This window comes from Ruegeria sp. C2 (genome assembly GCF_056537765.1).
The window spans coordinates 1-20,139 of record NZ_JBQFRZ010000006.1; the positions used below are offsets into that span (position 1 = coordinate 1).

15 protein-coding genes are annotated in these 20,139 nt (G+C 57.1%); 4 read left to right on the forward strand and 11 right to left on the reverse strand.

Annotated elements, in window-relative coordinates; translation table 11 throughout:
- The 4 genes from ACR0IV_RS16280 to rpsL all read right to left on the reverse strand — a co-directional run.
- On the reverse strand, window positions 1–91 hold a 91-nt coding region (locus tag ACR0IV_RS16280), incomplete at its 3' end, for a GTP-binding protein (RefSeq protein ID WP_215675807.1).
- 60 nt (window positions 92–151) lie between these two features.
- Window positions 152–2,269, reverse strand: coding sequence for an elongation factor G (gene fusA / locus ACR0IV_RS16285; protein ID WP_480659720.1), 2,118 nt, complete (start codon window positions 2,267–2,269; stop codon window positions 152–154).
- Window positions 2,270–2,287: 18 nt separating this feature from the next.
- Complete coding sequence (rpsG, locus tag ACR0IV_RS16290; protein ID WP_170446863.1) at window positions 2,288–2,758, reverse strand: 30S ribosomal protein S7; 471 nt, start codon at window positions 2,756–2,758, stop codon at window positions 2,288–2,290.
- Between the two features lie 15 nt (window positions 2,759–2,773).
- Entirely contained in the window at window positions 2,774–3,145 is a 372-nt protein-coding gene (gene rpsL, locus ACR0IV_RS16295; protein ID WP_005621086.1) for a 30S ribosomal protein S12, read from the reverse strand.
- 397 nt (window positions 3,146–3,542) lie between these two features.
- Here rpsL and ACR0IV_RS16300 point away from each other — a divergent pair, with 397 nt between their 5' ends.
- A complete protein-coding gene (locus ACR0IV_RS16300) occupies window positions 3,543–4,358 on the forward strand; it encodes a putative rhamnosyl transferase (RefSeq protein ID WP_480659721.1) in 816 nt (271 codons plus the stop codon).
- On the opposite strand, the gene ACR0IV_RS16305 is transcribed toward ACR0IV_RS16300, so the two are convergent.
- The gene (locus ACR0IV_RS16305) at window positions 4,343–5,212 is read right to left on the reverse strand and encodes a DMT family transporter (protein WP_480471823.1); all 870 of its coding nucleotides are present in this window, start codon (window positions 5,210–5,212) and stop codon (window positions 4,343–4,345) included. The genes ACR0IV_RS16300 and ACR0IV_RS16305 overlap by 16 nt on opposite strands.
- Before the next feature lie 148 nt (window positions 5,213–5,360).
- Here ACR0IV_RS16305 and fosX point away from each other — a divergent pair, with 148 nt between their 5' ends.
- Window positions 5,361–5,765 (forward strand): FosX/FosE/FosI family fosfomycin resistance hydrolase, encoded by a 405-nt coding sequence (gene fosX / locus ACR0IV_RS16310; protein WP_480471822.1) that lies wholly within the window; start codon window positions 5,361–5,363, stop codon window positions 5,763–5,765.
- A 91-nt stretch (window positions 5,766–5,856) separates the two neighbouring features.
- On the opposite strand, the gene rpoC is transcribed toward fosX, so the two are convergent.
- The 6 genes from rpoC to ACR0IV_RS16340 form a co-directional block, all read right to left on the reverse strand.
- Window positions 5,857–10,098: a DNA-directed RNA polymerase subunit beta' gene (gene rpoC, locus ACR0IV_RS16315; protein WP_480659722.1), complete on the reverse strand. Its 4,242-nt coding sequence runs from the start codon at window positions 10,096–10,098 to the stop codon at window positions 5,857–5,859.
- A gap of 50 nt (window positions 10,099–10,148) precedes the next feature.
- On the reverse strand, window positions 10,149–14,285 hold the full coding sequence (rpoB, locus tag ACR0IV_RS16320) for a DNA-directed RNA polymerase subunit beta (protein ID WP_480659723.1): 4,137 nt from the start codon (window positions 14,283–14,285) through the stop codon (window positions 10,149–10,151).
- A gap of 250 nt (window positions 14,286–14,535) precedes the next feature.
- Entirely contained in the window at window positions 14,536–14,910 is a 375-nt protein-coding gene (rplL, locus tag ACR0IV_RS16325; RefSeq protein WP_155142436.1) for a 50S ribosomal protein L7/L12, read from the reverse strand.
- A 79-nt stretch (window positions 14,911–14,989) separates the two neighbouring features.
- Window positions 14,990–15,508 carry a 50S ribosomal protein L10 gene (rplJ, locus tag ACR0IV_RS16330; RefSeq protein ID WP_010441181.1) on the reverse strand — a complete coding sequence of 173 codons (519 nt, stop codon included), beginning with the start codon at window positions 15,506–15,508 and terminating at the stop codon, window positions 14,990–14,992.
- A gap of 706 nt (window positions 15,509–16,214) precedes the next feature.
- Window positions 16,215–17,444: a glycosyltransferase gene (locus tag ACR0IV_RS16335; protein WP_480659724.1), complete on the reverse strand. Its 1,230-nt coding sequence runs from the start codon at window positions 17,442–17,444 to the stop codon at window positions 16,215–16,217.
- 60 nt (window positions 17,445–17,504) lie between these two features.
- A complete protein-coding gene (locus ACR0IV_RS16340) occupies window positions 17,505–18,308 on the reverse strand; it encodes an SDR family NAD(P)-dependent oxidoreductase (RefSeq protein ID WP_480659725.1) in 804 nt (267 codons plus the stop codon).
- 190 nt (window positions 18,309–18,498) lie between these two features.
- Between ACR0IV_RS16340 and ACR0IV_RS16345 the strand changes: the two genes are divergently transcribed.
- Together ACR0IV_RS16345 and ACR0IV_RS16350 are read left to right on the forward strand one after the other, a co-directional pair.
- Window positions 18,499–19,203, forward strand: a complete 705-nt coding sequence (locus tag ACR0IV_RS16345) for a transaldolase (protein WP_480471817.1) — start codon at window positions 18,499–18,501, stop codon at window positions 19,201–19,203.
- Window positions 19,200–20,135 (forward strand): NAD-dependent epimerase/dehydratase family protein, encoded by a 936-nt coding sequence (locus tag ACR0IV_RS16350; protein ID WP_480659726.1) that lies wholly within the window; start codon window positions 19,200–19,202, stop codon window positions 20,133–20,135. Before ACR0IV_RS16345 ends, ACR0IV_RS16350 begins: the two co-directional genes overlap by 4 nt.
- Window positions 20,136–20,139 lie beyond the last annotated feature (4 nt).

Sequence of the window (20,139 nt, forward strand, 5' to 3'; positions counted from 1 at the left end):
CTGCGGTCAGCGTCGTCTTGCCGTGGTCAACGTGGCCAATCGTGCCGATGTTGACGTGCGGTTTTGTACGCTCAAACTTTTCCTTTGCCATGATGGCCTCCTTTTTCGGTAATGAAGGGAGCCCCTAGCCGGAGCTCCCTCAAATCTTCGCTTATGCGTATTTCGCCTGGATCTCGTCCGAGATGTTCTGCGGAACCGGATCGTAGTGATCGAACTGCATGGTGAACTGGGCACGGCCCGACGACATCGAACGCAGGGTGTTGATGTAGCCGAACATGTTCGCCAGCGGAACAAACGCGTCGATCGCGATTGCGTTGCCGCGCGGTTCCTGACCAGAGACCTGGCCACGACGCGAGGTCAGGTCGCCGATGATACCGCCGGTATATTCTTCCGGGGTGATCACTTCGACCTTCATGATCGGTTCCAGCAGTTTCGCGCCAGCTTTGCGCATGCCTTCACGCATACACATACGGGCCGCGATTTCGAACGCCAGAACGCTCGAGTCAACGTCGTGGAACTTACCGTCCAGCAGGGCAACCTTGAAGTCGATCACAGGGAAGCCAGCCAGCGGGCCGCTGTCCATAACCGAGTTGATGCCTTTTTCGACACCCGGGATGTATTCCTTCGGAACGGCACCACCAACGATGCGGCTTTCGAACGAGTAACCTTCGCCCGGCTCTGTGGGCTGGATTTCCAACTTAACTTCGCCGAACTGACCCGAACCACCCGACTGTTTCTTGTGGGTGTAGGTGTGCTCAACCGGCATCGAGATGGTTTCACGATAGGCCACCTGCGGTGCACCAATGTTCGCTTCAACCTTGAACTCGCGCTTCAGACGGTCAACCAGGATGTCCAGGTGAAGTTCGCCCATGCCTTTCATGATGGTCTGACCGGATTCCAGGTCGGTTTCCACGCGGAAGGACGGGTCTTCGGCGGCCAGACGGGCCAGACCCTGAGACATCTTCTCTTGGTCGCCCTTGGTTTTGGGCTCAACCGCGATCTCGATCACCGGATCGGGGAAGGTCATGGTTTCAAGAACCACCGGATCCTTCGCGTCACACAGGGTGTCACCGGTGGTGGTGTCTTTCAGACCCGCCAGCGCGATGATGTCGCCTGCAAACGCTTCTTCGATCTCTTCCCGGTTGTTCGAGTGCATCATCATCATACGACCGATGCGCTCTTTCTTTCCTTTGGTCGAGTTCAGGATCGAGTCGCCCTTGTTCATGACGCCCGAGTAGATGCGGGTGAATGTCAGCGAGCCAACGAAGGGGTCGTTCATGATTTTGAACGCCAGACCCGAGAAGGCCATGTTGTCGTCAGCACGACGCGCGATGTCACGAACTTCTTCCTCGTCGCCGGGTTTGAAGCCCATGTAATCAACAACGTCCAGCGGGCTGGGCAGATAGTCGATCACAGCGTTGAGCAGCGGCTGAACGCCTTTGTTCTTGAACGCCGAACCACCCAGAACCGGAACAAACGCGATGTCCAGGGTCCCTTTGCGCAGCAGGGCGCGCAGGGTCGGAACGTCGGGCTCATTGCCTTCCAGGTATTCCATCATCGCGTCGTCGTCCATTTCGACAGCCGCTTCGATCATCTTGCCGCGCCATTCGTCAGCCATGTCTTTCAGGCTGTCGCGGATCGGAGCTTTGATCCAGCTTGCGCCCAGATCTTCGCCCTGCCACAGCCACTCTTCCATGGTGACCAGGTCGATCAGACCTTCCAGCTCGGACTCGGCGCCGATCGGGATACCAACCGGAACAGCGCGTGCGCCGGTACGGTCTTCGATCATGCGAACGCAGTTGAAGAAGTCTGCGCCGATCTTGTCCATCTTGTTGACGAAAACCATACGCGGAACCTTGTAGCGGTCAGCCTGACGCCACACGGTTTCGGTCTGGGGTTCAACACCGGCGTTTGCGTCCAGAACGCAGACGGCACCGTCGAGAACCGCCAGCGAGCGTTCAACTTCGATGGTGAAGTCAACGTGGCCGGGGGTGTCGATGATGTTCAGGCGGTGCTTTGGGGTTTCGGCAGTCTGGCCGTCCTCGGTGCGCTCCCAGAAAGTGGTGGTCGCAGCCGAAGTGATGGTGATGCCGCGTTCCTGCTCCTGCTCCATCCAGTCCATGGTGGCTGCACCATCGTGCACCTCACCGATGTTGTGGGATTTACCAGTGTAATACAGAATACGCTCGGAGCAGGTGGTCTTACCTGCGTCGATGTGCGCCATGATACCGAAGTTACGGTACAGTTCCAGCGGATATTCGCGTGCCATTGGTCTAAGCCTCTCGGATTACCAACGATAATGGCTGAAGGCTTTGTTCGCCTCGGCCATCTTGTGGGTGTCTTCGCGTTTCTTGACGGCGGTACCGCGGGACTGAACGGCGTCCAGCAGCTCGCCTGCAAGGCGCTCTTCCATGGTGTTTTCATTGCGGCCGCGCGCAGCAGTGATCAGCCAGCGGATGGCCAGTGCTTCGCGACGCTCGGGGCGCACTTCGACCGGAACCTGGTAGGTTGCACCACCAACCCGGCGCGAGCGAACCTCGACCGACGGTTTGATGTTGTCGAGCGCTTCGTGGAACACTTCGACAGGCGCGCGCTTGATCTTGGTCTCAACGCGGTCAAACGCGTTGTAAACGATGCGCTCTGCGACCGACTTCTTGCCGTCGATCATCAGGTTGTTCATGAATTTGGTCAGTACCTTGTCGCCAAATTTGGCGTCAGGCAGGACTTCGCGTTTTTCGGCGGCGTGACGACGTGACATATCAGCCTCTCCTTCTTACTTGGGACGCTTCGCGCCGTATTTCGAACGGCGTTGCTTACGGTCTTTGACGCCCTGAGTATCCAGAACACCGCGCAGGATGTGGTAACGCACACCGGGAAGGTCTTTCACACGGCCGCCACGGATCAGAACAACCGAGTGTTCCTGCAGGTTGTGGCTTTCACCGGGGATGTACGAGATCACCTCGAACCCGTTGGTCAGGCGCACCTTGGCAACCTTACGCATAGCCGAGTTCGGCTTCTTCGGTGTGGTGGTGTACACGCGGGTGCAGACGCCGCGTTTCTGCGGGCACTGCTCCAGGTGCATGGACTTCGAGCGTTTTACTTTCGGCTGCCGCGGCTTGCGGATCAGCTGTTGAATAGTTGGCATTCCGGTTTCTTCCCCGTTTTGCAACACACATGACATGCACGCGCGTTGCGTGCGGTTAAATTCGCTGCACTCATGCGTCCACAAGCGCAAAACCCGCGAGCGTTCCCATTCCGAGGTGAACGTCGCGGTTTGTTATCAGAGGGCGCGAACGATAAAAGTGTCCGGGCCTTGACCAGTTCATTACTGAAATCGGTTATGGGGCGGCCCCCGGTACCGAGATGACGCGCGTAATAGGGGGAGTCGAGCCAAGTGTCAACAGCGCGCGGGTCTGGACGCCCCTGACGCCGGATTGCGCTGATTTATCAGCGTATCTTGCGCCATTCCAGCCCTTTGGCCCGGTTGCAGGCCGGAAAGCGCAAAGGCATAGTTTGACCAAGCCATTCCTGACGGGTGAATCATGCAAATCATCGGCTTGTGCCGCTTTTCCTACCCCGCCCTCGGCGGGTTTCAGATCGAACATGAAACCGTCGAAGAACGCCGCCGCTATCTTTATGACCCTGCCCGTCTGGAAGAGCGTTTTCGCCTATTCGAGGCCACCACCCTGCCCTGTTTTCGCGAACAGACCGATGAGGATTTCGAATTCCTGATCGTAATCGGGGATTGCCTGCCTAAACCGGCCTTTGACCGGCTGCACGACCTGACTGCCGGGTTGCGGCAGGTTCGGATCATTCAGAAATCTGCCGACACGCAGATCGGCCCCCGGCAGATCATGAAAGAGATCCTGAACGCGGCCCGCGCCAACCCCGAGCAACCCTGCATCCAGTTCCGACATGACGACGATGACGCGGTGTCCGTTGATTTCGTTGAACGCCTACGCATCGCGGCGCAGGAAGGGGCCGGGCTGATGGCGAGCAACCAAATGGTCGGAATTGACTATAGCCTCGGGTTCCTCGCCCGATTTGGCCCGGGTGGTGTGCGGGCCTCGGAGGTCTATAAACCTCTGTTGGGGGTCGGGCTGGGCATGTATATCGCGGGTGGCTGTAGCCATTCGATCATGAATTTCACTCACCACCGCGTCGGACGTTTCATGCCGGTACTCAGCTATTCGGATGCGCCGATGTGGGTGCGCACGCTGAACGGCTTCAACGATTCCAAACGCGCGTGCAACAACAAGGATGAGCTCTCGGAACTGACATCTGAGCTTGAAGGTGAGTTCATCGCGCGGTTTGCGATCGACCAAAACCTGGTCCGGCAGGTTCACTCGGCAGCTTGAGTGGATCTTTCACGGAACAGGGTGAACAACCCTGCGCCAACCACAAGTGTGGCCCCCAGCATCGTCACTGGATCGGGCCAGTCGCCAAAAACCAGCCAGCCCAGCACCAAAGCCCAGATCAGGCTGGAATAGCGGAACGGCGCGACAAAGCCGACCTCGCCCACGCGCATGACCATCACGCTGAACAGGTAGCCCCCGAGCACGAACACCGCCGCAGAAACGGTCAGGGTGCCTGCTGCCAGAGGTATCGGCACCCAGCCTTCAAAGACCGAAACCACCGCTGCGGTCACCGTGATCGTCAGCGAGGTGGCCAGCGTAACCACCATCGAGGGGACCTCGGCCGACATGCGCCGGGTGATCAGGTCCCGCGCGGTCACCGATACCACTGCAACCAGAGCATAGAATGCATAGAGGCTGAACCCATCGGGGCCGGGTCGGACGATCAGCAGCATACCGGAAAACCCAAGTGCGATTGCCACGATGCGCCGCCAGCCGATCCGCTCACCAAAGATCAGCGCCGCCCCAAGCGTCACCGTCAAAGGCAAGGCCTGAAGCACTGCCGTTACGTTCGCCAGCGGCATATGCTTCAGCGCTGTCAGAAAGAAAAACGTGGCGCTTAACTCGCTGACGCACCGCAGCGCGACCAGCCATTTATCGTGGCGCGGAAAATCCAGATTTAACGCCCCCAGATGGCGCGCGAGCAGATAGACCAGAGCAGTCGCCACCGCGCCCCGGATCGCAATCATCTGAAACAACGGCAAATCCTGCAATGCGACTTTGACCAGCGTGTCATTCACGGTGAAGGCGGCCATGCTGCCCATCATCAACAGCGCGCCTTTGACATTTGGGGTCATCCTGGTTTGGTCCGGTCCTAAATTATTGCGACCATTGGCCGGGCCGCCTGCTGCAATGTCAACTCATCATTGACCGCGCTCACAGAACCCGCTGACTTTGACCTGCGCCCTGTTATGCTGAAACCCAACGATAGCAAAAAGGTGCACCGTGATCGAAGGTCTGAGCCACATAACATTCATCACAGCCGACCTCGACAAGATGGAAGAAATCCTGACGACAGTTCTGGATGCGCGTAAGGTCTATGACAGCGGCGACAAGACTTTCTCGCTCTCGAAAGAGCGCTTCTTCGACATCGGTGGTGTCTGGGTCGCGGCAATGGAAGGCGACCCGTTAACCCAGAAAACCTATAACCACGTCGCCTTTAAAATGGGTGCGGATGAGTACGAGGACAGGCTGCAGCGCATCCGATCGCTTGGCCTCGAACTGCGGGAAGGCCGGGCGCGGGTTCCGGGGGAAGGTCAGTCGATCTATTTCTATGACCACGACAACCATATGTTTGAACTGCACAGCGGCACGCTGCAAGAGCGCTTGATACGGTACGCCGAAGATTGAAATCAGTGGCGGTCTGGCCGCGCACGAGGCGGATCAACCAAAGAAAAAGGCCCCACATTGCTGCAGGGCCTTTTTTAGCTTTTCAGTGCACTTACTCGCGGCTTTCCGGTGTTTCCACCAGTACATCCAACTCGTCACCGACCATATCGTCGTCGATCATCGGCGCAGCCAGAGCAGCGGCCGCTTCGGCCTCTTCCCGGCGGGCTTCGATCACCACGTTGTCACGCGACTGCGCGATGTGGCGGACGGCCTGAGTCGCTCCACCGGTACCGGCGGGGATCAGACGACCAACGATGACGTTCTCTTTCAGGCCAACCAGCTTGTCCTTCTTGCCCTGAACCGAGGCTTCGGTCAGAACGCGCGTGGTTTCCTGGAACGAGGCCGCCGAGATGAACGAACGCGTCTGCAGCGAGGCTTTGGTGATCCCCAGAAGGATCGGCTCGCCCTGAGCCGGGCGACCACCGCGCGAGATGGTTTTCTCGTTGGCTGCGTCGAACTCCTGCTTGTCGACATGCTCGCCTTTCAACAGGGTGGTGTCGCCTGAATCCAGGATCTCCCACTTCTGCAGCATCTGGCGCACGATGACCTCGATGTGCTTGTCGTTGATCTTCACGCCCTGCAGACGATAGACGTCCTGCACCTCGTCGATCATGTAATCCGCCAGCGCTTCGACACCCATGATGGACAGGATGTCATGCGGAGCCGGGTTACCGTCCATCAGGTATTCACCCTTCTGGATGAAGTCCCCTTCGGCGACCGGGATGTGCTTGCCCTTGGGCACCATGTACTCGATGGTCTCCATGGACTCGTCAGCCGGTTCGATGCTGATGCGGCGCTTGTTCTTGTAGTCGCGGCCAAAGCGCACGTAACCATCGGCTTCTGCGATGATCGCGTGATCTTTCGGACGGCGGGCTTCGAACAGTTCGGCCACACGCGGCAGACCACCGGTGATGTCCTTGGTCTTGGCACCTTCACGCGGGATACGCGCAACGACGTCACCGGCTTCGATGGTCTGGCCATCTTCAACCGACAGGATCGCATCCACCGACATCGGATAGTGAACCGGGTTGCCCGCATCGTTGCGGACCGGCTCGCCATCTTCGCCGACCAGAATGATCTCGGGCTTGAGGTCGCTGCCTTTGGGGGCGGCGCGCCAGTCGATCACGATCTTCTGGGTCATGCCGGTTGCATCGTCGGTCTCGTCACGGACAGCGAGGCCCGAAACAAGGTCGACATATTTCGCGGTACCGGCTTTCTCGGCGATGATCGGCAGGGTGTACGGGTCCCATTCGAACAGCTTGTCGCCACGGGCCACCTTGGTGCCGTCCTTGACGAACAGCTTGGAGCCGTAGCCCAGCTTGTGGCTGGCACGCTCTTCGCCGTGTTCGTCGCTGATCACCAGCTTCATGTTCCGGCCCATAACGAGGCTTTCGCCTGCGGCATTGACCAGAATCTGCGGGTTCTCGAAGGAAACGACGCCTTCCTGGCTGGCTTCCTGGAACGACTGCTGACCACCTTGCGCAACACCACCGATGTGGAAGGTCCGCATCGTCAGCTGCGTACCGGGTTCACCGATGGACTGGGCGGCGATGATGCCGACAGCCTCACCTGTGTTCACCATGGTGCCGCGTGCAAGGTCACGACCGTAGCAGGTGGCGCAGACGCCTTCCTCGGACTCACAGGTCAGAGGCGAGCGGATGCGCATCGAGGCAACGCCGGCTTCGTCGATGGTGTCCGCCATGCGTTCGTCGATCAACTGACCTGCGGCCACGATTACCTCATCGGTGCCCGGACGCAGAACATCGTCAGCTGCCACACGACCCAGCACACGTTCAGCCAGCGAGGCAACAACCTCACCGTCGTTCACTGCAGCTTCGGCAGTGATCGCACGCTCGGTGCCACAGTCAATCTCACGAACGATGCAGTCTTGTGCCACGTCCACCAGACGACGGGTCAGGTAACCCGAGTTCGCCGTCTTCAGAGCGGTATCCGACAGACCCTTACGGGCACCGTGGGTCGAGTTGAAGTACTCGAGAACGGTCAGACCTTCTTTAAAGTTCGAGATGATCGGCGTCTCGATGATGTCACCGTTCGGCTTGGCCATCAGGCCGCGCATACCGCCCAGCTGTTTCATCTGAGTGACCGAGCCACGCGCACCGGAGTGGGCCATCATGTAGACCGAGTTCGGTTCCTGCTCGGAGCCGTCCTCAGCCCGATCCGACGACGAGATCGTCGACATCATGGCCTCGGTGACGCGGTCGTTACACTTCGACCAGGCATCGACAACTTTGTTGTACTTTTCGCCCTGAGTGATCAGGCCGTCCATGTACTGTTGTTCAAAGTCCTTCACCTGACCGCGGGTATCATCAACGATGCCCCACTTGTCGTCCGGAATGACCATGTCGTCCTTGCCGAACGAGATGCCCGCCTTGAAGGCTTCTTTGAAGCCCATCGACATGATCTGGTCACAGAAGATGACCGACTCTTTCTGACCGCAGTAACGGTAGACGGTGTCGATCACCTGCTGCACTTCTTTCTTCCGCAGCAGGCGGTTGACCAGATCGAACGGCGCTTTGTTGTTCATCGGCAGCAGAGCACCCAGGCGTAGACGGCCCGGAGTGGTCTCATAGCGCTTCTGAACTTCGTTGCCTTCGTCGTCGATCTGCGTGATCCGCGCGGTGATTTTCGAGTGCAAATGCACTTCGCCGGAATCCAGAGCGTGCTGAACTTCGTCGATCGACCCGAACACCTTGCCTTCGCCCGGCATGCCTTCGCGTTCCAGGGTCACGTAGTAGAGACCCAGGATCATATCCTGCGACGGAACGATGATCGGTGCGCCGTTTGCAGGCGACAGAACGTTGTTCGTCGACATCATCAGAACACGGGCTTCCAACTGCGCCTCAAGGCTCAGCGGGACGTGAACGGCCATCTGGTCCCCGTCGAAGTCAGCGTTAAAGGCCGAGCAGACCAGCGGGTGCAGCTGGATGGCTTTACCTTCGATCAGAACCGGCTCGAACGCCTGAATGCCAAGACGGTGCAGCGTGGGCGCACGGTTCAGCATGACAGGGTGTTCGCGGATCACCTCGTCGAGGATATCCCACACTTCGGGGCGTTCTTTCTCGACCAGTTTCTTCGCCTGTTTCACGGTCGAAGACAGACCCTTGGCTTCAAGGCGCGAATAGATGAACGGCTTGAACAGCTCCAGCGCCATCTTCTTGGGCAGACCACACTGGTGCAGCTTGAGTTCCGGACCGGTTACAATGACCGAACGGCCCGAGAAGTCGACGCGCTTACCCAGAAGGTTCTGACGGAAGCGACCCTGCTTACCCTTCAGCATGTCCGACAGCGATTTCAGCGGACGCTTGTTGGCACCGGTGATCACGCGGCCACGACGGCCGTTGTCGAACAGAGCATCCACGGATTCCTGCAGCATCCGCTTTTCGTTGCGGACGATGATGTCAGGTGCGCGCAGCTCAATCAAACGCTTCAGACGGTTGTTCCGGTTGATGACGCGGCGATACAGATCGTTCAGATCCGAAGTCGCGAAACGGCCACCATCCAGGGGAACCAGCGGACGCAGTTCCGGCGGAATGACCGGGATCACGGTCATCACCATCCACTCAGGCCGGTTGCCCGACTCGAGGAAGGATTCAACAACCTTCAGACGCTTGATGATCTTCTTGGGCTTCAGCTCGCCGGTTGCTTCGGCCAGATCAGCGCGCAGCTGCTCGGCTTCGGCTTCCAGATCGATCTGGGCCAGCATCTCACGGATGGCTTCGGCACCGATATTGGCGGTGAACGCGTCCATGCCGTATGCATCCTGCGCATCCATGTACTCTTCTTCGGTCAGCATCTGGCCGTAGGTCAGGTCGGTCAGACCGGGCTCGATGACGACATAGTTTTCAAAGTACAGAACGCGTTCCAGATCACGCAGCGTCATGTCCAGCATCAGACCGATGCGGGACGGCAGCGATTTCAGGAACCAGATATGTGCGACTGGCGCGGCCAGCTCGATATGGCCCATACGCTCGCGGCGGACTTTCTGCAGGGTGACTTCCACACCGCATTTCTCGCAGACAACGCCGCGATACTTCATCCGCTTATATTTGCCACACAGACATTCGTAGTCTTTGATCGGGCCAAAGATACGCGCGCAGAACAGACCGTCACGCTCGGGCTTGAACGTCCGGTAGTTGATGGTTTCGGGTTTCTTGATCTCGCCATAGGACCAAGACAGGATCCGCTCGGGCGACGCCAACGAGACCTTGATCTCGTCAAAGACCTTCGGGGGCGTCAGCGGGTTGAACGGGTTGTTGGTGATTTCCTGGTTCATTTGTTACCTCAAATCTTGCGGAAGGGGGGACGGGAGAAAGGGCAACGCCCTTACTCCTCAACCTCCGCATCCAGGAGTTCCATATTCAGGCCGAGGCCACGGACTTCTTTAACCAGAACGTTGAACGATTCCGGTACGCCCGCTTCAAAGTTATCCTCGCCCTTGACGATCGACTCATAGACCTTGGTCCGGCCGGCGACGTCATCCGATTTCACGGTGAGCATTTCCTGCAGGGTGTAGGCGGCGCCGTAAGCTTCCAGAGCCCAGACCTCCATCTCACCAAAGCGCTGACCACCGAACTGCGCCTTACCACCCAGCGGCTGCTGGGTAACCAGGCTGTACGGCCCGGTCGAACGCGCGTGGATTTTGTCGTCCACCAGGTGATGCAGCTTCAGCAGGTACTTGATGCCCACGGTCACCGGACGTGCAAATTGCTCACCCGTACGACCGTCGAACAGAACCGACTGACCGCTTTCCGAGAAGCCCGCACGCACCAGCGCGTCGTTGACGTCTGCTTCCTTGGCACCGTCGAAGACCGGGGTTGCGATCGGAACACCACGGGTCACATTGCCCGCAGCCTCGATCAGGCCATCCTCGTCCAGACCGGTGATGCCTTCTTCGTAGACGTTCTCGCCATAAGCCAGCTTCATCGCTTCGCGCACCGGGGTCAGGTCGCCGGAACGGCGGTATTCACCCAGAGCGTCGTCGATGTTCAGACCCAGACCGCGTGCGGCCCAACCCATGTGGGTTTCAAGGATCTGACCAACGTTCATACGCGAAGGCACACCCAGCGGGTTCAGACAGAAGTCAACCGGCGTACCATCGGCCAGGAACGGCATGTCTTCCATCGGAACAACCTTGGAGATCACACCCTTGTTCCCGTGACGACCGGCCATCTTGTCGCCCGGCTGCAGCTTACGCTTCACGGCGATGAAGACTTTGACCATCTTCATCACACCCGGCGGCAGGTCGTCGCCACGGCGGACTTTCTCGACCTTGTCCTCGAAACGGGCGTCCAGAGCACGCTTTTGCACTTCGTATTGCTCGTTCAGAGCCTCAACGATCTGTGCGTCCTGCTCGCCTTCCAGCGCCAGCTGCCACCACTGACCACGGGTCAGGGTTTCCAGCAACTCCTCGGTGATAACCGAGCCCGGCTTGACGCCTTTCGGGCCTTTGACAGCGGTTTTACCAAAGATCAGGCCTTGCAGACGCGCATAGATGTTGCGGTCAAGGATCGCCAGCTCGTCGTCCCGGTCACGGGCCAGACGTTCGACTTCCTCACGCTCGATCTGCAGCGCACGTTCGTCTTTCTCGACGCCGTGACGGTTGAAGACACGGACTTCCACGACCGTACCGTAATCGCCCGGCTTCACGCGCAGCGAAGTATCGCGCACGTCAGATGCTTTTTCGCCAAAGATAGCGCGCAGCAGCTTTTCTTCCGGGGTCATCGGGCTTTCGCCCTTCGGAGTGATCTTGCCGACCAGAATATCACCCGGCTCAACATCCGCGCCGATGTAGACGATGCCCGCCTCGTCGAGGTTGCGCAGCGCTTCTTCACCGACGTTCGGAATGTCGCGGGTGATCTCTTCCGGGCCCAGCTTGGTATCACGGGCGGCGACTTCGAATTCCTCAATGTGAACCGAAGTAAAGACGTCATCACGCGCGATACGTTCCGAAATCAGGATCGAGTCTTCGTAGTTGTAACCGTTCCACGGCATGAACGCGACGACCACGTTCTTACCAAGGGCCAGTTCACCCATATCGGTCGACGGACCATCGGCAATAACCTCGCCCTTCTGGACGGTGTCACCCACCTTGATCAGAGGACGCTGGTTGATGCAGGTGTTCTGGTTCGAACGCTGGAACTTGCGCAGACGGTAGATGTCAACGCCAGCGTCGCCCAGTTCCAGATCCTCGGTGGCGCGGATAACGATACGCTGGGCATCGACCTGGTCGATGATACCGGCGCGTTTCGCCTGAATCGCAGCACCCGAGTCGATCGCAACCTTTTCCTCGATCCCGGTACCGACCAGCGGTGCCTCGGCCCGCAGCAGCGGAACCGCCTGACGTTGCATGTTCGAGCCCATCAGAGCGCGGTTGGCGTCGTCATTTTCAAGGAACGGGATCAGCGATGCAGCGACTGAAACCAGCTGCTTCGGCGACACGTCGATTAGGTCCACATTCTCGCGCGGGGCAAGCGTGTAGTCACCAGCCTGACGGGTCGAAACCAGATCGTTGATGAACTTGCCATCCGCATCCAGAGTCGCGTTCGCCTGCGCCACGGTGTGACGCATTTCCTCGGTCGCGGACATGTAGTGAACCTCATCGGTCACCTCGGCGTCTTTGACGACGCGGTACGGTGTTTCGATGAAGCCATACTTGTTCACGCGGGCAAAGGTGGCCAGCGAGTTGATCAGACCGATGTTCGGACCTTCCGGCGTTTCAATCGGGCACATCCGGCCATAGTGGGTCGGGTGCACGTCGCGAACTTCGAAGCCCGCACGTTCGCGTGTCAGACCACCGGGGCCAAGCGCCGAGAGGCGGCGTTTGTGGGTAACTTCCGACAGCGGGTTGGTCTGGTCCATGAACTGCGACAGTTGCGACGAGCCAAAGAACTCGCGGACGGCGGCGGCGGCAGGTTTCGCGTTGATCAGATCCTGAGGCATGACGGTGTCGATCTCGACCGACGACATACGCTCTTTGATCGCGCGCTCCATGCGCAGCAGGCCAACACGGTACTGGTTTTCCATCAGCTCGCCAACCGAACGCACACGACGGTTGCCGAGGTGGTCGATATCGTCCACGTCGCCTTTGCCGTCGCGCAGTTCAACCAGCGCCTTGATGCAGGCCACGATGTCTTCGCGGCGCAAGGTGCGCAGGGTATCCGGCGCGTCCAGAGCCAGGCGCATGTTCATCTTCACGCGACCAACGGCGGACAGGTCGTAACGCTCGCTGTCGAAGAACAGGGTGTCGAACAGGGCCGACGCAGCCTCGACGGTGGGCGGCTCACCCGGACGCATGACGCGGTAGATGTCCATGAGCGCGCTTTCACGGTTCAGGTTCTTGTCCTGAGCCATGGTGTTGCGCATGTAGGGGCCGACGTTGACGTTGTCGATGTCCAGAACCGGAATGTCGGTGATGCCCGCATCCATCAGGTCCTTAACGGTGCCACCGATCAGGTCGCCGTCCTTGTCGTATTCCAGCGTCAGCTCATCACCGGCTTCGACATAGATCGCGCCGTTTTCTTCGTTGATGATGTCCTTGGCGACGTACTTGCCGACGATGTTATCGAACGGAACCAGCAGGTCGGTGACGTTGCCTTCGTCGATCAGCTTCTTGACCGCGCGCGGGGTGACTTTCTTGCCAGCTTCGGCAATCACTTCACCGGATTTCGCGTCGATCAGATCATAGGTCGGACGGGTGCCGCGCACACGCTCGGGGAAGAACGGTGTGACCCAACCCTTCTTCTTGTCCAATTTGTAGGACACGGTGTTGTAATACGCGTCCATGATCGCTTCCTGATCCAGACCCAGCGCATAGAGCAGGGTGGTCACAGGCAGTTTGCGGCGACGGTCGATACGGGCGAACACGATGTCCTTGGCGTCGAACTCAAAGTCCAGCCAGCTGCCGCGATACGGGATGATGCGGCAGGCAAACAGCAGCTTGCCCGAGGAATGGGTTTTGCCCTTGTCGTGGTCAAAGAACACACCGGGCGAGCGGTGCATCTGGGACACGATCACACGCTCGGTGCCGTTCACGATGAACGTTCCGTTCGGTGTCATCAGGGGCATATCGCCCATGAACACGTCCTGTTCTTTGATGTCTTTGACCGATTTCGCGCCGGTGTCCTCATCGACATCAAACACGATTAGACGCAGAGTGACCTTCAGCGGCGCGCTGTAGGTCATATCGCGCTGCATGCACTCTTCGACGTCGTATTTGGGTTTTTCCAGATCGTATTTCACGAACTCCAGAACGGAGGTTTCGTTGAAATCCTTGATCGGGAAAACCGACTGGAACACGCCTTTGATGCCTTCGCCGTCTGTGGGCTGTTCTGCATCGCCGGAGCGCAGGAAAAGATCATAAGAAGATTTCTGGACCTCAATGAGGTTCGGCATCTCCAGCACTTCGCGGATTTTGCCGTAATATTTACGAAGACGTTTCTGGCCAAGGAACGTTTGAGCCATGTCAGATGTCACCTTTCGATGTTCTCAGCGGGCAAAGACACCGTCGGGCCCCGGCATCTTGCACAATCGAGACAACACGTCCGGATCAATTCATGGCCACCGTCCCGAAGGCAGCCTCCCGATCCGAAAACCGTGTCTTAGAAAACGCCCCGGATATTGAGGCCCTTTCTAAGACAGGTTCGGCTGGACCCGGATTTCTCCGGACCCAGCCAAATTTTGCGATGCATCAGCGATGCACCAGAGACTAAGCTTAGGCCAGCTCGACTTCGGCGCCAGCTGCTTCCAGCTTGCCTTTGATGTCTTCTGCTTCTGCTTTGTCCACGCCTTCTTTGATCTTGCCGCCGGCTTCGACCAGTTCCTTGGCTTCTTTCAGGCCCAGGCCGGTGATGCCGCGAACTTCTTTGATGACGTTGATTTTCGATGCGCCGGCGTTCTTCAGAACGACGTCGAATTCGGTTTTTTCTTCCTCAGCTGCGCCACCGGCGTCGCCACCAGCTGCAACCATTACGGCGCCGCCAGCTGCGGGCTCGATGCCGTATTCGTCTTTGAGGATGGTTTTCAGTTCTTGTGCTTCCAGCAGGGTCAGACCCACGATGCTTTCTGCGAGTGCTTTCAGATCAGCCATTTTATCAGCTCTTTCCGTTTACAGTGTGTGTTCCAACGTCAGGGGATTTCCCCTACGCAGATCATTCAGTGCCAACCGCTTACGCAGCTTCCGCCTTCTCTTCGATGGTGGAAAGGATGCTTGCGATGTTGCTTGCAGGTGCGCCAATCGCGCCGGCGATGTTCGAAGCAGGTGCGCCAATGCAGCCCACGATCGAAGCAATAAGCTCTTCACGAGACGGCATTTTCGAAACTGTTTCGACGCCTTTGCGGTCCAGAGCGTTCTCGCCCATAGCACCGCCGAGGATCTCAAAATTCTTGTTATCCTTGGCGAAGTCCTCGGCCACCTTGGCTGCTGCCACAGGGTCCTCGGAATAGGTCAGAACGGTCATCCCTGTCAGCAGGTCGGCCATGCTTTCACACGGCTTACCCTCAAGGGCGATTTTGGCGAGCCTGTTCTTGGCAACACGCACGGCACCACCCGCGTCACGAGCACGTGCGCGAAGGTCCTGCATCTCGGCAACTGTCAGACCGGCGTAGTGCGATACCACTACGACGCCAGAGCTTTCGAAGATTTGGCCGAGTTCCTCGACCACTTTCTCTTTCTGGGCTCTATCCACAGTTCTCTCCAAGTTTGGGGCGATCACTCACCCCGGCTCATATTTGCCGAAGGCAAGCCTCCGGCGTTCAGGTCCGTTGTTACGGGATTGGCCAAAATGCGCCCGAGGATCGTGACCCTCAGAATTCTTTGGTCTTACCCGTCTCAGGCAGGGAATTAAGGGGCCGTATGGCACCACCCACCGTCTTGGACGAAACAAAATAAAGCGCACGACGAATCGCACGCTTTATTCCGTGGCTTTACTTAGGACAGATGTGCGGGATTTCCAAGGGGTAAAATGGTGCGATCAGCCACTCATGCTCTACTTTTGAACAGCTTGCAATTTACCACACCCGCCTAGCTGATAACGGGTTATCCAAATACACATACATACGGCACCTCACAGCGACATTCGCGGTTTGAATCGGATGCTACGCCAAGATACAGTGACCACTCCGGATTTCGCTAAATTAGGCGAAAAACTGATGGTGCAGGTCGATAAGCCGTAGGTTAATTGCCCGGTGTGAACCGATTGAATGCATGAAGTTTGACGGTCAATTGCTCATTAGGTTCGAATGTGAATGTAGCAGCAATGATATCTGCCCTCGGCAGAAGAACACTATTCGATGCTAACTGGTTTCATCCAAACAAGTGTTTCGGTTGACCGTCCTTATTTTGCAAACTCTCTGGGTTCCTCAAAAAGAAAAGAACCCCACCCAAAAAGACTGTTAGCGCGCTGCTGCCGGGCGCGCTGAGTTTTGGATAAGCAAGCTATCAATGTGTTCCATTCGCCGGGCAAAGCTCTTTTCGAAGGTGTGTTCAGCAGCGTAACTTCTTCCCGTGTCCGACCAAGACTTGATGCGGTCTCGGTTTCTATGGGCAAGCGCCACTTCTTGCGCAAGCGCTGTGGCATCCCCAATGGGGACGATGCAACCAGCGTCCACTCTCGCCAGCAGCCCATTCAGTGCCTCGTTGTCAAAACCCAATATCGGGGTGCCGTTGCCTAAAGCTTCCATGTAGGCGCCTGCCGGGTCTCCCTGCACGTGCGGGCAGACCCAGATATCGACTTCGCGCTGCATGAATGGAGTAAGCTCTTTATAGTAATCCACAAATCCGTGGAACGTAAGAATGTCGTCAAGACCCATGGCAGCAGTTTCCGCCCTTAGATCGTCGAGCAGGACACCGTCGCCAAATACATCAAATGTAAACGGGACACCCGTTTTTCGAATTTCTTGTGCAATTTTGGGAATATGGTGGGCACCTTTCATTCTATTGATCCGCCCTGACCAGGCAAGCCTAAGTGGCTCTTCTGATGTCAGACGAGCATGACGTGCGTCTTGCTTGTCTTCGCCAACCAGCATTTCATCGCCCAAACGACCATCAAAAAACAGCATGGCATGGTCATTAATCCGCCTATAGGCGTCATAAGTTGGAGTTCCGTTGCATTGTACTCCGGCGGCGATGCGTATGGCGGCTTGCTGCCGTCTCTCAAGGTTTCGTTCCCAGATCGTGCGCCGCAATCTTTTAATTGGGTTGCTGGTTTCCGCATGAACAATCTGCAATCTGGTGCGTAGGGAATACTCGCTGCCATAAACAACGGGCACGCCCAATTCTTGCCCCCAGCGTGAAAGATGAGTGGCGCGGTAACCGATACCCGCAACTGCAGCGGTCATGCTTGAAAGCGCTTGACGCGCTTCGTCGCTTTCAAAATCCGCAACAACCAGATCAAAGGGCAGATCGGCTTGATCTACTTCAAGATTATCACCGCCCAGCAATCGGTCGACATCTTCTTGCAATCGAGCTTCCGGTGCGGGCTCACAGACGCAGGTCAGCGGGCCATTCCAGTGCCTCCCATGTGCCACCATGCCGCTGATCTGACGACCCGCGAGAACAAATTTTCCGTTGGCGCGCTTGATCGCTAACACATTAGAAAACACACCAAATCGTCTTGAAGACATAAAATTACCCGAAGAAATAGCGTTGCACGCAGGCGAGGCTAGCGATCGACGAATTAAGAATCAAGCAGAGGTATAATCCACACGCCTCAGTCTTCCGTCATTGGGCCCAAGATCGAATCCAACATAGTCTCGATACTTCTCGAGCACGTGGATCAACCGACCGCATAGTGGCGTTGCCTGGTCGCTGGCCAGAAACTGGCAAAGCTCGGCGGCAAGATCAGGGGACACTCCGGCGCGACCGCCCGCGATATCGCCTGCCTCTTTGGCCTCTTCGGGAACCCGATCTTCATTTTCCAGTACTTCACGGGTCATTGCCGTTGCAACTGCGCCCGGCGCAAGGGCAAATAAGCGAATTTTCGACCCCTCCGCCTCCAGCTCCATTTGGGCGGTCTCGACCAAACGGAGTACCCCGGTCTTACTGACACCGTATGCCGCAAAACCCGCACGGGGCGCGGTAGAGCCGCCGCCTGAAAACTGTATCAGGACTCCGTTGTCGACTGGCCGCATGACCCGCAGCGATTCGCGAATGACATTGACGGCACCGATCAGATTGATTCTGATCGTCGCTGCAACCGCTTCCGGGTCTGTTTCCCAAATGGGGCCAATTGCGCCACGACCGCCCTGAATTGCCGCTGTGTTGATTACAATGTCAGGTTGTCCCGCAGTGGCCAGCACCGCCCGGACAGCCGCCGTATCAGTAATATCACACACCTGCCCTTTGGCTCCGATTGCTCTGGCGGTGGTTGCGACCTCTTCTGGATTTCGGGCAGAAATTACAACATTATCCCCAATTTCTGCGAAGGTTTTGGCTACCGTCGCACCGATGCCACGTGCACCCCCAAAAACCACTACACTCCGTGACATTTGCCCCTCCGGTTAGTCAATGACCTGCTAAAATTCTCTATAAAGAGCTATCTTTACAAGAAGTGATAAGCTAGGTCTTTAACCTGTCTAGAGCCTCTCGGGTGACGACTTTTTGTTATTCAGTTGTAATAAGAGTTGGTTTCCCGGTCAGTGAATTGATGTGTAACGGTTAACCATTTGGGATTTTACTATGGAATTGACGATTAAACTCTATGCCGATGGTGCAGATATCAATGATATGCTTGAAGCCAAGGCAAGCGGGAAGGTTTCGGGATTTACGACCAACCCGACACTTATGAAGAAGGCCGGGATTACGGACTACGCCTCTTTCGCCAAAGACGTATTAAACAAGATCACCGACGCGCCCATTTCGTTCGAAGTGTTTTCAGATGATCTGCCTGAGATGGAGCGTCAGGCGCGCCTGATCGACAGTTGGGGCGACAATGTCTATGTCAAGATTCCGGTGACAAACACAAAGGGTGAATTCACCGGCCCAATTCTCAAAAGCCTCAGCGCTGATGGGGTGAAGCTGAACGTCACCGCAATTTTTACCCTTGAGCAAGTCAATGACGTGCTGCAGTCGTTGAGCCCCGAGACCCCCAGCGTGATCTCGATTTTTGCCGGGCGTATTGCCAACGCGGGCATTGACCCGATGCCGGTAATGAAAGCTGCTGTCGCTATGGCTGCTCGCTATCCTGCCGCCGAGGTTCTTTGGGCAAGTCCACGGGAAGCGCTGAACATTATCCAGGCGCAGGAGACTGGGTGTCATATCATCACCATCACTCCGGATTTGATTAAGGCGACCGGAACTTTTGGCAAGGATCTGGCTGAATACTCGCTTGAGACTGTGCAGATGTTCTATGACGACGCGACTGCGGCCGGATACACATTGTGAACAAACCACGTATTGTTATTACAGGTGTTGCCGGCTTTGTCGGCAGCAATCTGGCGGATTACCTGCTGAGCAAAGGATATCATGTCGTCGGCATCGATAATCTTGCCTATGGCCTGAAGAGCCAGATACCGGACGATTGTACGTTTCACGAGATCGATATACGTGATCCGCAATTGATTGACGTGATACAAGCAGGCGATGTGATTTTCCACCTTGCTGCCAAAAATTGTATTGCGGACTGCCAGGACGACCCGGTGGAGACGGCATCAATCAACGTGGCCGGCTCGGTCAATGTTTTTGAAGCGGCACGGCTGAAGAAAGCGGCGAAGGTAATCTACGCTGAAAGCTCAGCCTTGTATGAAGGATCGCAGGTACTTCCGACGCCCGAGGAAGAACTGCATCCCAGAAGTTTCTATGCCATTTCGAAGGCGGCTTCGATGGCGTTCGCTGACGCCTATTCGGAATATCATGGCGTTGCGACGACCGCGCTCCGCTATTTTTGCGTTTATGGCCCGAAGCAGGACTATAGACGGTCGATCCCACCGGTTATGAGTGCCTTTATTATGCGATTGGCCGAGGGGAAGGCACCAACAATATTTGGAACGGGTGGAAAGCGCCGGGATTTCATCCATGTGGACGACGTAAACCGCTTTCACGAGTTGTGCATTACAGATCAGCGAACCAATGGCCAAGTCTACAATCTGGGCGCCGGCGAAAACTATTCCGTGCGCGATATATACGATCACGTTGCCGCTTTGATGGGCAAGGATTATCCGCCCGAACACAAGCCTGATCTGCCGGGTGAGGCTGAAGAGACGCTTGCCGATATCTCCCGCGCGCGCGGGCTTGGTTGGAGGCCGCAGATAGGGCTGGATGCCGGTCTCAAGACCATGATCGACTATCTGGCCAAAGAAGGGTTGATCCGTCTGTGACCCT

Bases quoted from the DNA above. Each gene is read 5' to 3' on its own strand.
- fusA (WP_480659720.1), bottom strand. From the start codon at position 2,269: ATGGCACGCGAATATCCGCTGGAACTGTACCGTAACTTCGGTATCATG.
- rpsG (WP_170446863.1), bottom strand. From the start codon at position 2,758: ATGTCACGTCGTCACGCCGCCGAAAAACGCGAAGTCCTGCCTGACGCC.
- rpsL (WP_005621086.1), bottom strand. From the start codon at position 3,145: ATGCCAACTATTCAACAGCTGATCCGCAAGCCGCGGCAGCCGAAAGTA.
- ACR0IV_RS16300 (WP_480659721.1), top strand. From the start codon at position 3,543: ATGCAAATCATCGGCTTGTGCCGCTTTTCCTACCCCGCCCTCGGCGGG.
- ACR0IV_RS16305 (WP_480471823.1), bottom strand. From the start codon at position 5,212: ATGACCCCAAATGTCAAAGGCGCGCTGTTGATGATGGGCAGCATGGCC.
- rpoC (WP_480659722.1), bottom strand. From the start codon at position 10,098: ATGAACCAGGAAATCACCAACAACCCGTTCAACCCGCTGACGCCCCCG.
- rpoB (WP_480659723.1), bottom strand. From the start codon at position 14,285: ATGGCTCAAACGTTCCTTGGCCAGAAACGTCTTCGTAAATATTACGGC.
- rplL (WP_155142436.1), bottom strand. From the start codon at position 14,910: ATGGCTGATCTGAAAGCACTCGCAGAAAGCATCGTGGGTCTGACCCTG.
- ACR0IV_RS16335 (WP_480659724.1), bottom strand. From the start codon at position 17,444: ATGTCTTCAAGACGATTTGGTGTGTTTTCTAATGTGTTAGCGATCAAG.
- ACR0IV_RS16340 (WP_480659725.1), bottom strand. From the start codon at position 18,308: ATGTCACGGAGTGTAGTGGTTTTTGGGGGTGCACGTGGCATCGGTGCG.
- ACR0IV_RS16345 (WP_480471817.1), top strand. From the start codon at position 18,499: ATGGAATTGACGATTAAACTCTATGCCGATGGTGCAGATATCAATGAT.